Raw genomic sequence first — 19171 nt, forward strand, 5'->3', positions numbered from 1 at the left:
GACCGGCATGACGACGGTCGCGGACGTTGTGTAGTGGTTTGGCTTGGCGCCGTGTCGCCGGATGGCGTTCATCTCACTCTCCTGAACGCTCATCCAGAAACCAGCCTGCGGCGCCAATGACACCAAGCTGGCCGTGCTCGATCAGTCGTACGGGAACCTGTTGCAGGTAGGCGCGCATCACGCCCTTGTTGAAGTAGCGTTCGGCGAAGCGGCTGGCCAGCAGGAACGGCTGGATCTGCGGCAGGATGCCGCCGGCCAGGTAGACCCCGCCGCGGGCGCCGTACAGCAGCACCAGGTCGCCGACGAAGCTGCCGAGCAGGCCGCAGAACACCTCCAGCGCCTCCACCGCGGCGCCATCGCTGCCGGCCAGTGCGGCCATGGTGACTTCGGCCGGGGTCAGCAGGCGCAAGGGGCTGCCGCGCAGTTCGCACAGCGCGCCGTAGAGTTTCAGCAGACCGGGGCCGGACAGCGCATCCTCGAACGACACGTGCGCACGCTCGCGGCGGAACAGGCGCAGGATCTCGATCTCGCGTTCGTTGCCCGGCGCCAGCGATACCTGGCCCGCCTCGGTGGCCAGCACCTGCGCGCGCGGGTGGCCCGGCAGCAGCACCGCCGAACCCAGCCCGGTGCCCGGCCCCATCACCAACACCGGCCCGCTGGCCGCCGGCTGCGCGGTCTCGATGATCGGCCGGGTCTCGTCGGTGGCGATGAACTGGGTGGCGTAGGCGAGCGCCTCGAAATCGTTGATCACCGCCAGCCGCCGGATGCCGAGGCCGTCGCGGATCTCGCGGATCGACACCGGCCACGGCAGGTTGCCGTTGACGATCGCGTCGTCCAGCACGTAGCCGGCGCAGGCCACCGCGCCATGGTGCAGCTGGCTGCGCAGCGCCGCGTGCGGCGTGTTCGCCAGCTGCGCGACGAAGTCCCGCAGCATCGCGGTGAGCCCGGGCCACTCGGCGCAGCTGTAGCGGTGGTAGTGCAGCACGCTGACCGGGCACGGGCCGTTCGTGTTGCCGACGACCAGGCCGATGCGCGCATGCGTGCCGCCGACGTCGGCAGCCAGGAACGGCTGCTGCGGACCCGGCCCTGGCGCACCGACCCCGTTCGCTGCCGACGCGTCGGCCACGGCCGTCGCCGCCGCCGCCGCCGCATGACGCTGGTTCGCGACTTCCCCCACTGCGTTCTCCCGTGGCCGGTGACTCCCCGACCCGACTGCGCGGACGCGCGCCGGGTACGGCCTGATTCGGGCGGAGTCTGCTGTCGAAATGACAACGTTGTCAACCGGGCGGGCAAAAATTTTCCGGAGATTCGATGTGGCGACGCAGCATAGCTGTCATGGCACTCCGCAGCCGCTCGTCATGAGATCGTACAAATGGCCTTTTGCAGTGCATATGCATGTAATTTCGCCACGAGGCAGCGGCCTGCTGCACCGCCACAGGGGCAGCTCGCGATGGCCGTCCAAACGGTGCGGCCACGACCACCTGCCGGGGGCCGATCCAGACGACGGATTGACAACGTTGCACTTTTCGGCAATTAAGGAGACATTCCTGCCTGCCCCGGCCATCCGGCCGGGCGGCACGGCGACTCCGGGGAGCACCATCCATGGCAACCACGCTGGCGGCGGCGCCGTCCGACCGCACCCACCTCGGCCCGATGCTGATCATCGGCCTGCTGTTCTTCATCTTCGGCTTCGTCACCTGGCTCAACGGGCCGCTGATTACCTTCGTCAAGCTGGCGTTCCAGGTCGAGGACGTCTACGCGTTCCTGGTGCCGTCGGCGTTCTACGTGTCGTACCTGGTGTTCTCGCTGCCCGCGTCGCTGATCCTGCGCCGCACCGGCATGAAGAAAGGCATGGCGCTGGGCCTGTTCGTGATGGCGATCGGCGCGGTGCTGTTCGGCCAGTTCGTCAGCTGGCGCGAGTTCGCCGGCGCGCTGACCGGGTTGTTCGTGATCGGCGCCGGGCTGTCGCTGCTGCAGACCGCCTCGAACCCGTACATCAGCATCCTCGGGCCGATCGACAGCGCGGCGCAACGCATCGCGTTCATGGGCATCTGCAACAAGGTCGCCGGCATCCTGGCGCCGTTGCTGATCGGCACGCTCGTGCTGAACGGTATCGGCGATCTCGATGCGAAGGTGAAGGCGGCCGACCCGACCGCACGTGAACTGCTGCTCAACGAATTTGCCGCGAAGATCCACGCGCCGTACCTGGTGATGGCCGGCATCCTCGCGCTGCTGGCGATCTGGATTGCGCGCTCCTCGCTGCCGGACATCGAGGCGACCACGGCGAATAGCACCCCCGTCCGCGCCGGCGCGGCGCACACCGGCATTCTGCAGGTCCCGCACCTGTGGCTGGGCGTGCTGTGCCTGTTCCTCTATGTCGGCGTCGAGGTGATGGCCGGCGATGCGATCGGCACGTATGGCGCCAGCTTCCATCTGCCGCTCGACCAGACCAAGTTCTTCACCGCGTTCACCCTCAGCGGCATGTTGATCGGCTATGTCGTCGGCCTGCTGCTGATCCCGCGCTTCGTCTCGCAGCAGCGCTACCTGGCGATCTCGGCGGTGCTCGGCGTGCTGTTCTCGATCGGCGCCTACCTCAGCCGCGGCTACGTCTCGGTCGGCTTCGTCGCCGCGCTCGGCTTCGCCAACGCGATGATGTGGCCGGCGATCTTCCCGCTGGCGATCAAGGGCCTGGGCAGCCTGACCGAGCGCGGCTCGGCGCTGCTGATCATGGCGATCGCCGGCGGTGCGGTGGTGCCGCAGCTGTTCGTGCACCTGAAGCAGCACGTCGATTTCCAGCTCGCCTTCGCCCTGCTGATGGTGCCGTGCTACCTGTACATCCTGTACTACGGACTGGCCGGCCACCGGGTCGGCCAGCACATGGATTCGCTACGGCCCAGGCTCTAGGCTAGGATGCTCACGCCGCCGCACCGACGCGTGCGGCGCTGCCGGCACGATGGCGCGACCGGCGACCATTCCTTTCGATACACGAGGTTCAGCGGGTGCGCAGCGCCACCATCAAGGATGTCGCGGAACGGGCCGGCGTCTCGCTGAAGACCGTCTCGCGGGTGATCAACAACGAACCGTCGGTGCACGCGCGCACGCGCGAGAAGGTGCAGCGCGAGATCGACGCGCTCGGCTACCAGCCCGACCCGTCCGCGCGCAGCCTGCGCAGCACGCGCGCCTACGCGATCGGCCTGGTCTACGACAACCCGAACGCGCACTACATCATCAACCTGCAGCGCGGCGTGCTGGCGGCGTGCCGTTCGAGCGGCTTCGGCCTGCAGATCCATCCGTGCGACTCGTCCTCGCCGAAGCTGGCCGAGGAACTGCGCGAGCTGGTGCATCGCTCGCGCCTGGCCGGGCTGGTGCTGGCGCCGCCGATGTCCGAGCAGCCGGCGCTGATCCACGCGCTGAGCGCGGCCAAGGTGCCGTTCATCCGCATCATCTCCGCACGCGAGGACCCCGCCGACGGCTCGCCCTGCGTCTACGTCGACGACCGCGACGCGGCCTATGCGATCACCGAGCACCTGATCCAGCTCGGCCACCAGCGCATCGGCTTCCTGTGGGGCGGCCGCGAACACCGCTCCAGCCAGGAACGCTACCAGGGCTACGCCGACGCGCTGAAGGACTACGGCATCGCGCTCGACCGCAAGCTGATCGTGCCCGGCGACTACACCTTCGACGACGGCTTCCGCGGCGCGCGCAAACTGCTGGCGCTGAAGGACCGCCCCAGCGCGATCTTCGGCTCGAACGACGAGATCGCCGCCGGCGTGCTCGCCGCCGCGCACTCGGACGGCATCAACGTGCCGTACGAACTGTCGATCGCCGGCTTCGAGGACAGCCCGTTCTCCAAGCAGTCCTGGCCCGCGTTGACCACCGCGCGCCAGGCCACCGAGGACATCGCGCGGCACGCCGCGCAGCGGCTGATCGGCGACCTGCAGCGCGAGGCCAACGGCGAGCCGATCGACAGCCGCAACGAAGGCTTCAGCCCGGAACTGGTGGTGCGCGGCTCCACTGCGCCGCGGCACAGCGCGCCGTCCGGGCGCGGCGCCAGGCGCAAGCCGGCTACTTGACGTTGTCGGTCTGCCCGATGAAGCGCCCGACGTTGTCGTGCAGCAGCTTCAGCGAGGTCTCGTGCGCGTACACCATGTGCCCGGACGGATACCACGCATAGCTGATGTTGGCCTCCAGGCTGGCCGGGATCGGCAGGTGGTGCATCTCGTAGTCGGCGGCGAAGTACGGCGTGGCCAGGTCGTAGTAGCCGCCGTGCAGATAGACCTTGAGGTTGGGGTTGGTCTTCATCGCCATGGCCAGGTCCGGCATCACGTTGGTCGACGACTGCAGCGCCTCGCCGTGCACGCCGGGCGCCTTGTGCGAGAAGTCCCAGTGGTCGATGTCGGCGAACAGCCGGTACTGCCGGCCCTGGCCGAACTTGAGGTCGCGCCGCACGTAGTCGTTGAACGCGGCCACGTAGGCCGAGCTGATCGCCGAGGACTGCGGGTCGTACTCGGAATCCTTGCTCAGCGGGTCGATCGACGGCCCCGCGAAGCGGCTGTCCAGCCGGCCGGTGGTGATGTCACCGTCGGTCTGCAGTTCGTGCTCGAACATGCCGCCGGTCACGCGCAGGTTCGCCTTCAGCAGGTAGGCCACCGGCAGGCCGGTGTACTCGTGCAGTTTCTGCGCCACCGCCTGCCTGCGCGCGTCGTCCAGGCGTGAGCCGGCCATCAGCGCCTGCGCGTAATCGCCCAGCGCGTACTGCTCCACCTCGCGCAGGAACGGCTCCAGCGCGGCCGGCTGCTGCGGCAGCTTGTGGTGGTAGAACGCGGTGGCGGCGAAGGTCGGCAGCGCCAGCTCGTACGGCAGGTCGATGCCCGGGTTGAACTCCGGCCCGTCGATGCTGGTGTCGAAGCTGAGGATCTGCGAGAGCAGGATCACCCCGTTCAGGTCGACGCTGTCCTCGTTCTCCAGGATGTTGGCCAGCACTGCCGAGCGGGTGGTGCCGTAGCTTTCGCCGAACAGGTACTTCGGCGAGTTCCAGCGGTCGTACTTCGACAGGAAGCGGGTGACGAACTGGGCGAACGCATGCCCGTCGCCGTCGACGCCGTAGGTCGCCTTCTTGCGCTCCTTCATCTGCTCGTCGCGCTTGGACTTGTCCGTGTCGGCGGCGATCAGCCGGCTGAAACCGGCGCCGGGCGCATCGATGAACACCAGGTCGGAGGCGTCGAGCAAGCTGTAGTCGTTGTTGACCAGCCCGTACGGCGCCGCCGGCGTGTGGCTGTCGTCGCTGGTGACCACGCGCTTCGGGCCGAACGCGCCCATGTGCAGCCACACCGTGGCCGAACCGGGGCCGCCGTTGTAGATGAAGGTGATCGGCCGCTTGGTCGCCGCCGCGCCTTTCTTGAAGTAGGCGACGTAGAACATGCTGACCTGCGGCTCGTCTTCCTTGTCGCCCGTGCCGTGCAGCACCAGCGTGCCGGCCACCGCCTTGTAGTCGACGCGATGGCCCTCGACCGACACCGAACCCTCGCTGGCCGACGACTGCGGCTCGACCAGGGTTGCGTCAGGCTTTTCCGGTCGGGCCTTGTCGTCCTTCTTGTCCGGGGCGGCGACCGCGGCCGAACTCAGCCACAGCACCGATAACGCAACGACGAAAGGGAGTTTGCGCACGGCCGGAATCCCCGATAGCTGGGGCACCACCGCCCCGAAGCGTCACAGCATAGGCACCGCGGCCGCGCGATTTCATAGCCCAGAAGTCACTGCTCAACCGTGCGCGATCACCCCGATCGCCAGCAACGCCAGCCCCACCCCAGCGAGGTTGAGCCGGCTCAGCCGCTCGCGGAACAGCAGCAGGCCGACCAGCGCGCCCAGCGCGACCACGCCGAGGTTCATGCTGGCGAAGACCAGCGCCGGGTGCTGCGGCAGCGCGCGGTGGCCGCGCAGGTAGAACAGGATGTTGCCGAAGTTGGCCAGGCCGAGCAGCGCGCCGGCCAGCGCGCTGCGCGCGGTGAAGCGGGCCTGCCCCCGCGCGCGCCGCCACAGCTGCAGCGCGAAGGCGACCAGCAGGGCCAGCGCGAACATCGCCTGCAGCGAGGCGCCCAGCGGCACGCCGGCCTGGGCCACGCGCTTGAACAGGATGTCGATCACGCCGAAGCCGGCGAATACCGCCAACGGATACAGCCACCCCGCCGTGCCGCGCGTCACCGTGCCGTGCCCGCTGCGCCAGACCATGCCCAGCAGGGCGAGCAGGCCCAGCGCGATGCCCAGCGCCTTGAATGCGGTGAGCCGTTCGCCGAACAGCACGAACGCAGCCAGCAGCGACAGCAGCAACGACAGGCGCTGCGCCGCGTCGCTGCGCACGATGCCGGCATGGCGCACGGACGCGGCCAGCGCCAGGAAGATCGTGGGCAGCAGGATGCCCAGTGCGGCCAGTGCCAGCCTCGGCACGCCCGGCGCGCACAGCGTGGCCAGCGACGGCTGCAGCAGCCACGCGGTGAGCGCAGCGGCGACTACGTAGTTCCAGGCGATCGCCTGGCCCACGTCGACGTCGAAGCGCCGCGCCAGCTTCAGCAGCACCGACACCAGCACGCTGCACGCCACGCTGAGCAGTACGTAGATCATCCCTCACTCCGGCCGCGGCAAACCGCCATTGTGCCGCAGCGTGGCCGTTGCTCAGAACGCATCCAGCGGGATTTTCAGGTAATGCACGCCGTTGTCCTCGGCCGGCGGCAGCCGGCCCGCGCGCATGTTCACCTGCACTGCCGGCAGCAGCAGCGGCGGCACGGCCAGCGTGGCGTCGCGCGCGCGGCGCAGGGTGACGAACTCGGCCTCGCCGATGCCGTCGTGCACGTGGACATTGCCGGTGCGCTCGGCCGCCACCGTGGTCTGGTGCGCGAACGTCTCGCGGCCGGGCGCCTTGTAGTCGTGGCAGAGGAAGATCCGCATGCGGTCCGGCAGCTCGAAGAGGCGCCGGATCGAGCGGTACAGCGTCGCCGCGTCGCCGCCGGGAAAGTCGCAGCGCGCGGTGCCGTAGTCGGGCATGAACAGGGTGTCGCCGACGAATGCCGCATCGCCGATCACGTGCGTCATGCACGCCGGCGTATGGCCGGGCGTGTGCAGCGCCTGCGCCTCGATGCCGCCGACCAGGTAGCGCTCGCCGTCGGCGAACAGGTGGTCGAACTGGCTGCCGTCGCGGGCGAAGCCGGCGCCGGCGTTGAACAGCTCGCCGAAGGTCGCCTGCACCGCGCGCACGTGCTCGCCGATGCCGATCCGGCCGCCAAGCTGCGCCTGCACGTACGGCGCCGCCGACAGGTGGTCGGCGTGCACGTGCGTCTCGATGATCCAGTCGACCGCCAGCCCCTGCGCCTGCACGAACGCCACCAGCGCGTCGGCCGACGGGTGCCCGCTGCGCCCGGACGCCGCGTCGTAGTCGAGCACCGCGTCGATCACCGCGGCGCGGCGCGTGGCCGGGTCCGCCACCACGTAGCTGAAGGTGTGGCTGGCGGCGTGGAAGAACGCCGTCACGTCGGGCTGTGGCATGGAGGCTCCCCCGTTGGGTGATCGAAGCGCGGCCGCGCGCGGCTCAGGCCCGCGACTTCCGTGTGCGCGATTTTTCCGCAGGCGCGCAATAGATGCCATACAGCGCGTCGATGATCCGTTCGGCCGGCCCCGGCGCGAGCGCGTACCAGATGGTCTGCGACTCGCGCCGCGTGCTCACCAGGCCTTCCTCGCGCAGCCTGGCCAGGTGCTGCGAGAGCGCGGACTGGGCCAGGTCGGGCAACTGCTCATTGATCTGCCCCACCGACATTTCGTGGTCGACCAGCAGGCACAACACGCGCAGGCGCTGGGCGTTGCCGAGCGCCTTGAGCAGCCGCGACGCATCGTCGGCGCAGGCACGCATGGCGCCCAGGTCCGCATGGTTCGGTAACGGCATGGCTGCGCCTCCGGGCAGGTCGGTCCGCGGGATGTCAGGGCTTGACTTTAGCACAGCCATCTAAATAAGCTATATCTAATGTAGATTTTTCTATTAGCGGATGTTGACCCTGGTCAAGCCGCCGCACCGCACCAGCGCCTACCGTGGCAACTGGCTTCAGCCGAGATGAGCAGTCCCGTTTCCACACATCCCAGAGGAGTGTCGAGCCATGGCAAACATCATCATCCTTGGAGCAGGCCTGGGCGGCATGTCGGCGGCCTACGAGATCCGCGACACCGTGGGCAGCGAACACGCGATCACCGTGGTCGGCGAAGGGCCGCAGTTCAACTTCACGCCGTCCAACCCCTGGGTGGCGGTGGGTTGGCGCAAGCAGGACGAGATCCGGGTGGACGTCGCCCAGCCGCTGGCCCGGCGCGACATCCATTTCATCGACGCCAGCGCCAGCAAGGTGCGCCCGGCGGATAACCGGATCGAGCTGGGCGACGGGCGCACGCTCGACTACGACTACCTGGTGATCACCACCGGGCCGCGCCTGGCGTTCGAACGGGTGCCGGGCAGCGGGCCGGACGGGTTCACGCAGTCGATCTGCACCGGCCCGCACGCGCACCGCGCCTGGCTGGCCTACCAGGAGTTCCTGAAGCATCCGGGGCCGATCGTGATCGGCGCGGCGCAGGGCGCCAGCTGTTTCGGCCCCGCCTACGAGTTCGCCATGATCGTGGACACCGACCTGCGCCAGCGCAAGCTGCGCGACCGGGTGCCGATGACCTACGTCAGCGCCGAACCGTACATCGGCCACATGGGCCTGGGCGGCATCGGCGACTCCAAGGGGTTGCTCGAATCGGAACTGCGCCAGCGCCACATCAAGTGGATCACCAATGCGCGGGTGACCTCGGTCGAATCCGGCAAGATGCATGTCGAGCAGCTGGACGAACGCGGCCAGCTGCAGCAGCAGCACGAGCTGCCGTTTGCCTTCTCGATGCTGCTGCCCTCGTTCGCCGGCGTCGACGCGGTGAAGGAGGTCGAAGGCCTGGTCAACCCGGGCGGCTTCGTGCTGATCGACGAATTCCAGCGCAACCCGAGCTACCCCAACGTCTACGCCGCCGGCGTGTGCGTGGCGATTCCGCCGGTGGAAGTCACGCCGGTACCCACCGGCGCGCCCAAGACCGGGCTGATGATCGAGTCGATGGTCACCGCCATCGCGCACAACCTGCGCGACGCCATCGCCGGCCGGCCGCCGCACGCGCGCGCCACCTGGAACGCGATGTGCCTGGCCGACATGGGCGACCGCGGCTTCGCCTTCATCGCCCTGCCGCAGATTCCGCCGCGCAACGTGACCAAGGCGATGACCGGCAAATGGGTGCACCTGGCCAAGGTCGCCTACGAGAAGTACTTCCTGCGCAAGATGCGCAAGGGCCAGGCCGACCCGATCTACGAGAAAACCATCATGGAGGCGTTCGGCATCGACCGCCTGAAACCGGACGTCAAGGCCGACGAGACGCCGGCTCCATGACCGCCCGCAGCGAGGCTGCCCCCATGAAGGGCCGACGCGCCGCGCCACCCTCCATCCACTGCAGGAGAACAACATGACCATCGAAAACGCGGTACGGGCCTTCGCCGGCGCGGTGATCCTGATCAGCCTGGGCCTCGCCCACTTCGTGTCGCCCGGCTGGTTGTGGCTGACCGCCTTTGTCGGACTGAACCTGTTCCAGTCCGCCTTCAGCGGCTTCTGCCCGCTGGCCACCGTCCTGCGCAAGCTCGGCCTGAAGCCGGCCTGCGCGGTCAAGTCGTGAACGCGCCGCGCGCGAGTGAGGCAGGCACCATGTACTACATTGTGGAATCGGCAAAATCGTTCGAGGACGCGGTCGGCGATCTCGACGCCGCGGTCAAACGCCACCAGTTCGGCGTGCTGCACGTGCATGACCTGGGCGCCACCTTGCGCAGCAAGGGCTTCGCGTTCGCCGAGCAGTGCAAGGTGTTCGAGGTGTGCAGCCCGCGCCACGCCGCCAGCGTGCTGGCTACCGACCTGCGCATGAACATGGCGCTGCCCTGCCGCATCTCGGTGTACACCGAACACGGCCGCACGCGCATCGGCATGATCAAGCCGGTGCCGATGCTCGGCATGCTCTCGCAGGATGCCTCGCTGGCCGCGATCGCGCAGGAGGTCGAAGGCGCGACGATGCGGATGATCGACGAGGCCGCATGAGCATGCACCGACACCGCCTGCTGCCCGTTGCGCTGCTCGCACTTGGCCTGCTCGCCGGCTGCGGCGGCAAGCCATCCGCCGGCGCCGGCGCGGCGAAACCGCCGGCCCTGGCGGCGATCGTCGTGCGCGCGGAGGACGCGCGGCGGCAGCAGCTCTGGGACGGCGTGGTCGAGGCCGTGCAGCAGGTGACGATCACCGCGCAGACCAATGCGCGCGTGCGCGAACTGCCGCACGACGTCAACGACGTGGTGGCCAAGGGCGAGGTGCTGGTGCGCTTCAGCGACGTGGAGCAGCAGTCCGCGCGCCAGGCCGCGCAGGCGCAGTTGGCTTCGGCCGAGGCGACCTACAAGGATGCGCAGGCGTCGTTCGAGCGCATCGCGGCGGTCTACGCGAAAGGCTACGTGTCCGCCGCGCAGATGGACCAGCAGCGCGCCGCGCGCGATGCGGCCCGGGCGGCGCGCGATGCCGCGCGCGCGCAGCTGGCGAATGTCGGCCAGCAGCTGGACTACACCGTGCTGCGCGCGCCGTTCGCCGGCATCATCACGCGCCGCTTCGTGCACGTGGGCGAGGCGGTACAGGCCGGGCCGCCGTCGCCGCAGCCGCTGATCCAGCTGCAGGCGCTGGACCAGCTGCGGGTCAACGTGCAGGTGCCGCAGAGCGCGGTCGAGGCGATCCGCCAGTTCCACTCGGCGCAGGTGCTGAGCGGCGAGCGGCGCATTCCGGCCGGCGCGGTCGAGGTGTTTCCCTACGCCGACCCGCAGACCCACACGTTCAACGTGCGCCTGCCGCTGCCGGCGGACAGCGGCGGCCTGTATCCGGGCATGACGGTGAAGGTGGCGTTCGCCACCGGCGCGGCGAAGCGCCTGCTGCTGCCCGCCTCGGCGCTGGTCCGCCGCGGCGAACTGGTCGGCGCCTACGTGATCGACGCGCGCGGGGTGAGCCTGCGCCAGCTGCGCATCGGCGAGCACGACGGCGAGCAGGTCGAGATCCTGGCCGGGCTCGACGATGGCGAGCGCGTGGCCCGCGACCCGCAGGCGGCCCGAGCCTGGCTGGTCGCGCGGCACGCCGCCGGCCAGTCCTCCAGCGGCGCGTCCACCCATGACTGAGCCGGTCCGACTGGGTATCTCCGGGCGCATCGCGCGCGCGTTCCAGGCCTCGCAGATCACGCCCCTGCTGGCGCTGGCCGGGCTGCTGCTGGGCATCGCCGCGGCGGTCATCACGCCCAAGGAGGAAGACCCGCAGATCGAGGTGACCATGGCCAACGTGCTGGTGCCGTATCCGGGCGCCAGCGTGCAGAGCGTCGAGAATCTGGTGAGTTTTCCGCTGGAGCAGAAGGTCGCCGAGATCAAGGGCGTCAAGCACGTCTACTCGATGAGCCGCGCCGGCATGGCGGTGGTGACGGTGGAGTTCGACGTCGGCGTGCCGCGCCAGCAGGCGCTGGTCGACCTGTACAACAAGCTGTACTCCAACGCCGACTGGGTGCCGGCCGGGCTCGGCGTCGGCCAGCCGCTGGTGAAGCCGTACGGGATCGACGACGTGCCGATGATGGCGGTGACCCTGTGGTCCGACCGCCCGGAGGCCACGCCCGAGCAGCTGGCCAAGGTGGCGCACACGCTGGAGACCGAGCTCAAGCGGGTGCCCGGCACGCGCGACGTCTACACCATCGGCGCGCCGGAGCGGGCGGTGATGGTCGAGCTCGACCCGGCGAAGCTGGCCACCCACCAGCTCAGTGTCGCCGACCTGGTGCGCACGCTGAAGGCGGCCAACGTGGCGGTCGACGCCGGCAGCGAGATCGGCGGCAACCGCGACCTGCCGGTCAAGGCCGGCAGCTTGCTGATGAACGCGGACGAGGTCGCGCAGCTGGTGATCGGCCTGGCCGACGGCCGTCCGCTCTACCTGTCGGACGTGGCCCGCGTGGTGGCGGGCAGCGACCACGTGACGCGGCTGGCCTCGTTCGGCACGCCGCCGGGCCGCACTGGGCCGCTCGCCGGGTTGGCCCCCGCGGTGACCCTGGCGATCGCCAAGAAGGCCGGCAGCAACGCCCACACCATCGCCGGCACCATCCGCGAACGGCTGGACGCCTTGCGCGGGGTGGACATCCCCGACGGCGTGCACGCCACGGTGACCCGCGACTACGGGCAGACCGCCAACGACAAGGCCGACGAGCTGCTGCTGCACCTGGGCCTGGCCGCGCTGGCGGTGGTGCTGCTGGTGCTGCTGGCACTGGGCTGGCGCGAGGCGGTGGTGGTCGGCACCGCCGTGGTGGTGACGCTGGCGGCGACCCTGTTCGCCTCGTGGGCGATCGGCTTCACCATCAACCGGGTGTCGCTGTTCGCGCTGATCTTCTCGATCGGCATCCTGGTCGACGACGCGATCGTGGTGGTGGAGAACATCCACCGGCACATGGCGCGCGGCGACAAGAGCCTGCTGCAGGCGATTCCCGCCGCGGTGGACGAAGTGGGCGGGCCGACCATCCTGGCCACCTTCACGGTGATCGCCGCGCTGCTGCCGATGGCCTTCGTCGGCGGGCTGATGGGGCCGTACATGCGGCCGATCCCGATCAACGCCTCGGTCGGCATGCTGATCTCGCTGGCGGTGGCCTTCGTGGTCACGCCGTGGCTGGCCTACCAGCTGCTGCGCCGCCACGCGCCAGCGGCCGGCGCGGCGGAGCACTCGCGCATCGACGGCTTCCTGCAGAACCTGTTCACCCGCGTGATGCGCCCGTTCCTCGGCCACCCGAAGGCGGCGCGCAACCGGCGCCGGCTGTTCCTCGGCATGACCGTGCTGGTGCTGCTGGCCGCCGGCCTGGCCGGGGTCAAGCTGGTGGTGCTGAAGATGCTGCCATTCGACAACAAGTCCGAGTTCCAGGTGGTGCTGAACATGCCCGAGGGCTCGACCCTGGAGCAGACCCAGCGCGTGCTGGTCGAGCTCGGCCGCGTGCTGGACGGCGTGCCGGAGGTGAAGGATTACCAGCTCTACGCCGGCACCTCGGCGCCGATGAACTTCAACGGCCTGGTGCGCCAGTACTACCTGCGCAACCAGCCGTACCAGGGCGACATCCAGGTCAACCTGGTCGATAAGGGCGAGCGCCAGCGGCAGAGCCACCAGATCGCGCTGGCGGCGCGCCCGGCGCTGGCGGCGGTGGCGCAGCGCTTCCACGCCCGACTGGTGGTGGCCGAGGTGCCGCCCGGGCCGCCGGTGATGGCGCCGATCGTGGCCGAGGTCTACGGGCCGGACTACCGCGACCAGCGCGGGGTGGCGCTGGCGCTGGCGCAATTGTTCGAGCGCACGCCGGGCATCGTCGACGTCAACCTGAGCACGGAGAACCCGCAGGCGACGCGTCGGCTGGTCGAGATCGACCGCGCGCGCGCGGCCGCGCTGGGCATCAGCCAGGCCGACATCGTCGACGCGCTGCGCGCCAGCCTGGGCGGCATGCCGGCCAGCTACGTGGCGGACGAGAACGCCAAGTACGCGGTGCCGATCGTGCTGCGGCTGCCGTCGGCCGCGCTGGGCTCGCTGGACAGCGTGCTCACGCTGCGCGTGCGCTCCGCCGCGGGCCAGTTGGTGCCGATCTCCGAGGTGGTGAAGGTGGTCACCCGGCCGTGGGCCGACGCGGTCTACCACAAGGACTTGCTGCCCTACGCCTTCGTCACCGGCGACGACGCCGGCAGCGAGGACAGCCCGGTCTACGGCATGTTCCGGCTGGTCGGCAAGATCGGCCAGACGCGCCTGCACGGCCATCAGCTGGCGCAGGAGTTCACCGGGCCGCCGACCGGCGACAGCGGCTTCTCGGTGCGCTGGAGCGGCGAGTGGGAGATCACCCTGGAGACGTTCCGCGACATGGGCATCGCCTACTCGATGGGCCTGCTGCTGATCTACCTGCTGGTGGTCGGGCAGTTCCGCAGCTACCTGGTGCCGCTGATCATCATGGCGCCGATCCCGCTGACCGTGATCGGCGTGATGCCGGGCCACTGGCTGTTCGGCGCGCAGTTCACCGCCACCTCGATGATCGGCATGATCGCGCTGGCCGGCATCATCGTGCGCAACTCGATCCTGCTGGTGGACTTCATCAACCACTCGCTGGCGGCGGGGCTGAGCCTGGAAGAGGCGGTGGTCGAAGCCGGCGCGGTGCGCGCCAAGCCGATCATCCTCACCGCGCTGGCGGCGATGCTCGGCGCGTTCTTCATCCTCGGCGACCCGATCTTCCAGGGCCTGGCGGTGTCGCTGGTGTTCGGCGTGCTGGTATCGACCGTGCTGACCCTGCTGGTGATTCCGCTGCTGTACTACGCCTGGTTGTCCCGCGGCGGCGGCCGCCACCTGCCCGGCCACGACGCGGGCTGAGCGTCACGCCGCCACGCCGGCGGCGCGACGCTCAGGCCTGTGCCGGTGCGGCCTGCTGCGCGGCAAGGCGGCGGGCGACGCGGGCGAAACTCGCGGCGGTTTCGGCATTCGCCGGCGCGAAGAAAAACGCGGTGGCGCGGTCGACGTGGTCGCCGTCGCGGATCGGCAGGCGCATCGAGTGGATGCTGAGGTCGCCGAACTCGGGATGGAAGAACGGCACCGTGATCGCGCTCAGCGGCGCGGTGTGGCAGCGCTGCCACAGCGCGACGAACTCCGCGCTGGCCACATTCAGCGCCTCGATCAGCTGGTGGAAGCGCAGGTCTTCCGGATGCGCCGCCTGGTTCATGCGGAACATGCCGAGCAGGTTCAGTGCGCCGTTCTCGAAATCCGGGTACAGCCGCCGCCGCGCCGGGTTCATGAACGCGTTCCACAGGTGGTTGTCGGCGAACGGCCCGCCGAATTCGCCGAAGTCGTACAGGCATTCGGCCATGCGGTTCCACGCCAGCAGGTTGAACACCGTGTCCAGCACGAAGGCCGGCGCCTGGTACAGGTCCAGCACCTCGCGCATGACCGGCGGCAGGCTGAAGTGGTGCTCCGGCACGTCGGTGCGGGTCAGCCCCATCAGCGCGAACAGGTAGGCTTCGTCGGTCGGCGACAGCGCCAGCGCACGCGCGATCCGCGTCAGCGCCGCGGCCGACACGTTGATCGCGCGGCCCTGCTCCAGCCACGTGTACCAGCTGACGCCGACCTGGGCCAACGCCGCCACCTCCTCGCGACGCAGCCCCGGCGTCAGCCGGCGCGGCCCGCGCGGCAGGCCGACCGCCTCGGGGACGAGCGCGGCGCGGCGCGCGCGCAGGAAAGCCTTCAGCTCGGTGCGTTGCAGGGAGGTGCGCATGGGCATGCCCGGGTGGTAGTGGGAGTACCAGCAGTGGGGACTGCCTTCCCATGCTAGCGGCAGCGACCTACCGTCGCCTGTCCCCCAAGTCATGTGCCCGCACGTGACCGTGACGCCGGCGGTGCGGCCCCACCCGGTCTGCGGCCTGCCGCCCCGCTCGCCACGCCAGCCCGTGCGGCAACAGCCTGTCACGGCGCGCCACGCGCAGACGTCCTTGTGTCCATCCATGCAGGAGATGACATGTCGTTACTCCCCGTCCCCGTCCCCGCCCCGCTGCACGCCCCACGCAGCGACGCGCTCACCGACTTCGTGGTGCACGCGCAGTTGATGCTGGATCCGGCCACCCCCGAATCGGTGCGCCGCGACGCCGAACCCCGCCTGCTGGCGCAACTGCCGACCCTGCAGGCGCTGGGCGTGTTCGAGCTGTTCACCCTCCGCGATCCGGCGCTGCGCGCGCTGGTGCACGACGAGCTGCAGGCCCAGCGGATGCGCGCCGCCTGACCTCTTGCCGAAGCAAATGCAATTCAGCATATATTTGCCTTGACAAATATACTTGAGGCAATAGAATGCGCGGCCATGAACTCCGAATCGCTAGCTTTCGCCACCCCCCGGGAAAGTCTCGGCATCCTGCTCGGGCTCGTCCGCGCCGAGATCGTGCGCGCGATGGAAGCCGAACTGGCGGCGAAGGGCCTGAACCTGAGCTTCACCCAGTTCCTGATCCTCAAGCGGCTGGCCCGGCTCGGCCCGATGTCGGCCAGCGAGTTGGCCCGTTCGGTCGAACTGGACGGCGGCGCGATGACCCGCCAGCTCGACCATCTCGAGGGCAAGGGCTACCTGCGCCGCTGCCGGCATGAGCAGGATCGCCGCGCCCTGCGGATCGAGCTGACCGCGGCCGGCACCACGCTGTGGCAGGAGCTGACCGACTGCAACGATCGCGTGCTCAGGGCAGCCCAGCGCTCGCTGGACGAAGCCGAGCAGGCGCGGCTGCACGATTACCTGGAGCGCGTGCTGCACGCGCTGCGCGACAAGCACTGACCCTTTCCACCCTGGACCTTCCCATGCGTCTGCATCGACTTGCGGCTGCGGCCGCCCTGACCCTTGCGCTGGCCGCCTGCGCCAGCAGCGGCGGCCTGCACCCCGACGGCACGCCGATCGATCCGGCTGCGCTGAAGGCCGGACGCAGCCTGGCCCACCTGTCCGCGGCCGCGTGGCCGACCACCGACTGGTGGCGCGGGCTGGGCGACCCGCAGCTCGACGCGCTGATCGCCGAGGCGCTGCAGGACAACCCCGGCCTCGGCGTCGCCGACGCCCGCGCCCGCGCGGCGCAGGCCGCGGCGGGCATCGCCGGTGCCGCACGCGGGCCCAGCGTGAATGGCGGCGCCGCGATCGCCGGCGCCCGGCCGCCGGCCGCGCTGCTCGGCGACAAGGCGCACTTCGCGCTGGCCAAGTACGGCTACGCCAGCTTTCAGTGGGACCTGGACCTGTGGGGCGGCAAGCGCGCCGCGTGGGAAGCGGCCGTGGGCCAGGCGCGCGCCGCCGAGGTCGACGCCCGCGCCGCACGCATCGAACTTTCCGGCAACCTGGCCCGCGCCTATGCGCAGCTCGGCTACGCGTTCACCCAGCAGGACCTGACCGCCGGCGAGCTGCAGCGCGCGCAGCAGTCGCGCGAGCTGACCCGCCAGCGCGTCGCCGCCGGCATCGACAACCAGATCGCGCTGAAGCAGGGCGACGCCGAGGTGGCCAGCGCCGAGCAGCAGGTGGCGCTGGCCAGCCGCGCGGTCGACGCCGCGCGCTCGTCGTTGTCGGTGCTGCTGGGCAAGGGCCCCGACCGCGGGCTGCAGATCGCCCGGCCGCGATTGCTGCAGCCGGGCGTGCTGGCAGTGCCGTCCAATCTGCCGCTGGACCTGCTCGGCCACCGCGCCGACCTGGTCGCCGCGCGCTGGCGCGTCGAGGCGGCGGGCAAGGACATCAAGGCGGCGAAGACCACTTTCCTGCCGAACATCAGCATCGGCGCGATGGCCGGCGTGGTCAGCATGGGCGGCGCCAACCCGTTCAGCCTGGCCGGACGGTTCTACCAGGTCGGGCCATCGCTCAGCCTGCCGATCTTCGACGGCGGCCGCCGGCGCGCGAACCTGTCCGGCAAGGATGCGCAATACGACCTCGCCGTGGCGCAGTACAACCAGACCCTGGTCGGCGCGCTCAACCAGGTCGCCGACGAGCTGTCCGCGCGCGACTCGCTGCAGACGCAGATTGCCGCGCAGCAACGCGCGCAGGATGCCGCGCAACAGGCCTGGGAGCTTGCCGAACAACGCTACCGGGCCGGCATCGGCAGCTACCTGGAAGCGCTCAGCGTGCGCCAGCAGCTGCTCGCCGCCGAACGCGGCAGCGCCGCGCTCGCGGCGCAGCAGATCGATCTGTCGGTGCAGCTGATCCAGGCCCTCGGCGGCGGTTTCCAACCGCAGGCCGACACCCCGTCTCCCACCCCGTCACATTCCTGAGGCAGCCCCATGTCCAGCCAGAATCCAACCGCGCCCGGGCCCGCTCCGCTCGCCCCGCCCGCACGGAAGAACCCGCGCGGCCCGCTGCTGCGCCTACTCGCCGTCGTGGTGCTGCTCGCCGTGATCGGCTGGGCGCTGTGGTATTTCCTCGACGGGCGCTGGTACGAAGGCACCGACGACGCCTACGTCAACGGCAACGTGGTGCAGATCACCCCGCAGGTGCCCGGCACCGTGGTCAGCATCGGCGCCGATGACGGCGACCGGGTGCACGCCGGCGACGTGCTGGTGCGGCTCGACCCCAGCGATGCCGACGTGGCGCTGGCCGAGGCGAAGGCCAACCTGGCCAACACCGTGCGCAAGGTGCGCGGGCTGTACTCCAGCGTCAGCGGTGCCCGCGCCGACGTGGCCGCGCGCCAGACTGCGGTGGACAAGGCGCGCGCGGACTACCACCGGCGCGTGGCGCTGGCCAAGTCCGGCGCGATCTCGGCCGAGGAGCTGGCGCATGCCAGCGACGCGCTGACCAGCGCCGAGAGCGCGCTGACCGCGGCGCAGCAGCAGTACCAGACCAGCAAGGTGCTGGTCGACGACACCGTGGTCGCCTCGCACCCGGACGTGCAGGCCGCCTCGGCCCGCCTGCGCGCCGCCTTCCTCGACGACGTGCGCGCCACCCTGATCGCGCCGGTGGATGGCTATGTGGCCAAACGCTCGGTGCAGGTCGGCCAGCGCGTGCAGCCGGGCGCCGCGCTGATGGCGGTGGTGCCGCTGCATGGCGTGTGGGTGGATGCGAACTTCAAGGAGACCCAGCTCACCGACATGCGCATCGGCCAGCCGGTGACGATCAGGTCCGACGTCTACGGCGGCGCGGTGGAATACAAGGGCAAGGTACAGAGCCTGGGCGTCGGCACCGGCAGCGCGTTCTCGCTGCTGCCGGCGCAGAACGCCACCGGCAACTGGATCAAGATCGTGCAGCGCATCCCGGTGCGCATCGTGTTCGACGATCCGGCCCAGCTCGACCAGCACCCGCTGCGCATCGGCATGTCGCTGGACGTGGACGTGAGCCTGCACGACCGCAGCGGCCCGATGCTGTCGCAGCGCTCGCCGAGCAAGCCCGCCTTCAGCACCGACGTCTATCGGCAGCAACTGGCCAAAGCCGACGCGGCGATCACGCAGATCGTCCACGCCAACATGGCCCGCACCAAGTAATTCCAGCAGCTCCCTCCCCTGCTGCGCAGGGGAGGGTTGGGGTGGGGTGCTCTTGATCTTTCAGGCGAAGAGCAACCCCCTCCCGACCTCCCCCTGCGTTG

17 protein-coding genes are annotated in these 19171 nt (G+C 70.0%); 11 read left to right on the forward strand and 6 right to left on the reverse strand.

Annotated features, from left to right (window positions below; all coding sequences use genetic code 11):
- Positions 1 to 73: 73 nt before the first annotated feature.
- Positions 74 to 1177 carry a glucokinase gene (glk, locus tag RHOOR92_RS0104180; RefSeq protein ID WP_027489674.1) on the reverse strand — a complete coding sequence of 368 codons (1104 nt, stop codon included), beginning with the start codon at positions 1175 to 1177 and terminating at the stop codon, positions 74 to 76.
- A gap of 425 nt (positions 1178 to 1602) precedes the next feature.
- On the opposite strand from glk, the gene RHOOR92_RS0104185 reads away from it, so the two are divergent.
- Positions 1603 to 2904, forward strand: coding sequence for a sugar MFS transporter (locus tag RHOOR92_RS0104185; protein ID WP_027489675.1), 1302 nt, complete (start codon positions 1603 to 1605; stop codon positions 2902 to 2904).
- A gap of 95 nt (positions 2905 to 2999) precedes the next feature.
- Complete coding sequence (locus RHOOR92_RS0104190) at positions 3000 to 4073, forward strand: LacI family DNA-binding transcriptional regulator (protein WP_007510343.1); 1074 nt, start codon at positions 3000 to 3002, stop codon at positions 4071 to 4073.
- On the opposite strand, the gene RHOOR92_RS0104195 is transcribed toward RHOOR92_RS0104190, so the two are convergent.
- The 4 genes from RHOOR92_RS0104195 to RHOOR92_RS0104210 form a co-directional block, all read right to left on the reverse strand.
- Positions 4066 to 5667, reverse strand: a complete 1602-nt coding sequence (locus RHOOR92_RS0104195) for a peptidase S10 (RefSeq protein WP_027489676.1) — start codon at positions 5665 to 5667, stop codon at positions 4066 to 4068. The two genes, RHOOR92_RS0104190 and RHOOR92_RS0104195, sit on opposite strands and share 8 nt — an antisense overlap.
- 93 nt (positions 5668 to 5760) lie before the next feature.
- Positions 5761 to 6618, reverse strand: a complete 858-nt coding sequence (locus RHOOR92_RS0104200; protein WP_015446471.1) for a membrane protein — start codon at positions 6616 to 6618, stop codon at positions 5761 to 5763.
- A gap of 51 nt (positions 6619 to 6669) precedes the next feature.
- Positions 6670 to 7536 carry an MBL fold metallo-hydrolase gene (locus RHOOR92_RS0104205; RefSeq protein ID WP_015446470.1) on the reverse strand — a complete coding sequence of 289 codons (867 nt, stop codon included), beginning with the start codon at positions 7534 to 7536 and terminating at the stop codon, positions 6670 to 6672.
- Positions 7537 to 7579: 43 nt separating this feature from the next.
- The gene (locus RHOOR92_RS0104210; RefSeq protein ID WP_027489677.1) at positions 7580 to 7930 is read right to left on the reverse strand and encodes a metalloregulator ArsR/SmtB family transcription factor; all 351 of its coding nucleotides are present in this window, start codon (positions 7928 to 7930) and stop codon (positions 7580 to 7582) included.
- Positions 7931 to 8138: 208 nt separating this feature from the next.
- Here RHOOR92_RS0104210 and RHOOR92_RS0104215 point away from each other — a divergent pair, with 208 nt between their 5' ends.
- The 5 genes from RHOOR92_RS0104215 (at position 8139) to RHOOR92_RS0104235 (ending at position 14474) form a co-directional block, all read left to right on the forward strand.
- A complete protein-coding gene (locus tag RHOOR92_RS0104215; RefSeq protein ID WP_027489678.1) occupies positions 8139 to 9440 on the forward strand; it encodes an FAD/NAD(P)-binding oxidoreductase in 1302 nt (433 codons plus the stop codon).
- 73 nt (positions 9441 to 9513) lie between these two features.
- On the forward strand, positions 9514 to 9720 hold the full coding sequence (locus tag RHOOR92_RS0104220) for a DUF2892 domain-containing protein (RefSeq protein WP_007510330.1): 207 nt from the start codon (positions 9514 to 9516) through the stop codon (positions 9718 to 9720).
- 29 nt (positions 9721 to 9749) lie between these two features.
- Positions 9750 to 10133: a DUF302 domain-containing protein gene (locus RHOOR92_RS0104225; RefSeq protein WP_027489679.1), complete on the forward strand. Its 384-nt coding sequence runs from the start codon at positions 9750 to 9752 to the stop codon at positions 10131 to 10133.
- Complete coding sequence (locus tag RHOOR92_RS0104230) at positions 10130 to 11239, forward strand: efflux RND transporter periplasmic adaptor subunit (protein WP_027489680.1); 1110 nt, start codon at positions 10130 to 10132, stop codon at positions 11237 to 11239. Before RHOOR92_RS0104225 ends, RHOOR92_RS0104230 begins: the two co-directional genes overlap by 4 nt.
- Positions 11232 to 14474, forward strand: coding sequence for an efflux RND transporter permease subunit (locus tag RHOOR92_RS0104235; RefSeq protein WP_027489681.1), 3243 nt, complete (start codon positions 11232 to 11234; stop codon positions 14472 to 14474). Before RHOOR92_RS0104230 ends, RHOOR92_RS0104235 begins: the two co-directional genes overlap by 8 nt.
- A gap of 31 nt (positions 14475 to 14505) precedes the next feature.
- Here the strand turns inward: RHOOR92_RS0104235 and RHOOR92_RS0104240 are convergent, their stop codons facing one another.
- Complete coding sequence (locus tag RHOOR92_RS0104240; RefSeq protein WP_037114853.1) at positions 14506 to 15369, reverse strand: helix-turn-helix transcriptional regulator; 864 nt, start codon at positions 15367 to 15369, stop codon at positions 14506 to 14508.
- A gap of 240 nt (positions 15370 to 15609) precedes the next feature.
- Here RHOOR92_RS0104240 and RHOOR92_RS0104245 point away from each other — a divergent pair, with 240 nt between their 5' ends.
- From RHOOR92_RS0104245 to RHOOR92_RS0104260, 4 genes are all read left to right on the forward strand, one after another.
- Entirely contained in the window at positions 15610 to 15870 is a 261-nt protein-coding gene (locus RHOOR92_RS0104245; protein ID WP_027489683.1) for a hypothetical protein, read from the forward strand.
- 75 nt (positions 15871 to 15945) lie between these two features.
- Positions 15946 to 16404, forward strand: a complete 459-nt coding sequence (locus RHOOR92_RS0104250) for a MarR family transcriptional regulator (RefSeq protein WP_007510318.1) — start codon at positions 15946 to 15948, stop codon at positions 16402 to 16404.
- A 23-nt stretch (positions 16405 to 16427) separates the two neighbouring features.
- A complete protein-coding gene (locus tag RHOOR92_RS0104255; RefSeq protein WP_027489684.1) occupies positions 16428 to 17867 on the forward strand; it encodes an efflux transporter outer membrane subunit in 1440 nt (479 codons plus the stop codon).
- A gap of 9 nt (positions 17868 to 17876) precedes the next feature.
- The gene (locus RHOOR92_RS0104260) at positions 17877 to 19070 is read left to right on the forward strand and encodes an HlyD family efflux transporter periplasmic adaptor subunit (RefSeq protein ID WP_027489685.1); all 1194 of its coding nucleotides are present in this window, start codon (positions 17877 to 17879) and stop codon (positions 19068 to 19070) included.
- Positions 19071 to 19171 lie beyond the last annotated feature (101 nt).

It is taken from the genome of Rhodanobacter sp. OR92, assembly GCF_000427545.1.
GTDB classification, from domain to species: domain Bacteria; phylum Pseudomonadota; class Gammaproteobacteria; order Xanthomonadales; family Rhodanobacteraceae; genus Rhodanobacter; species Rhodanobacter denitrificans.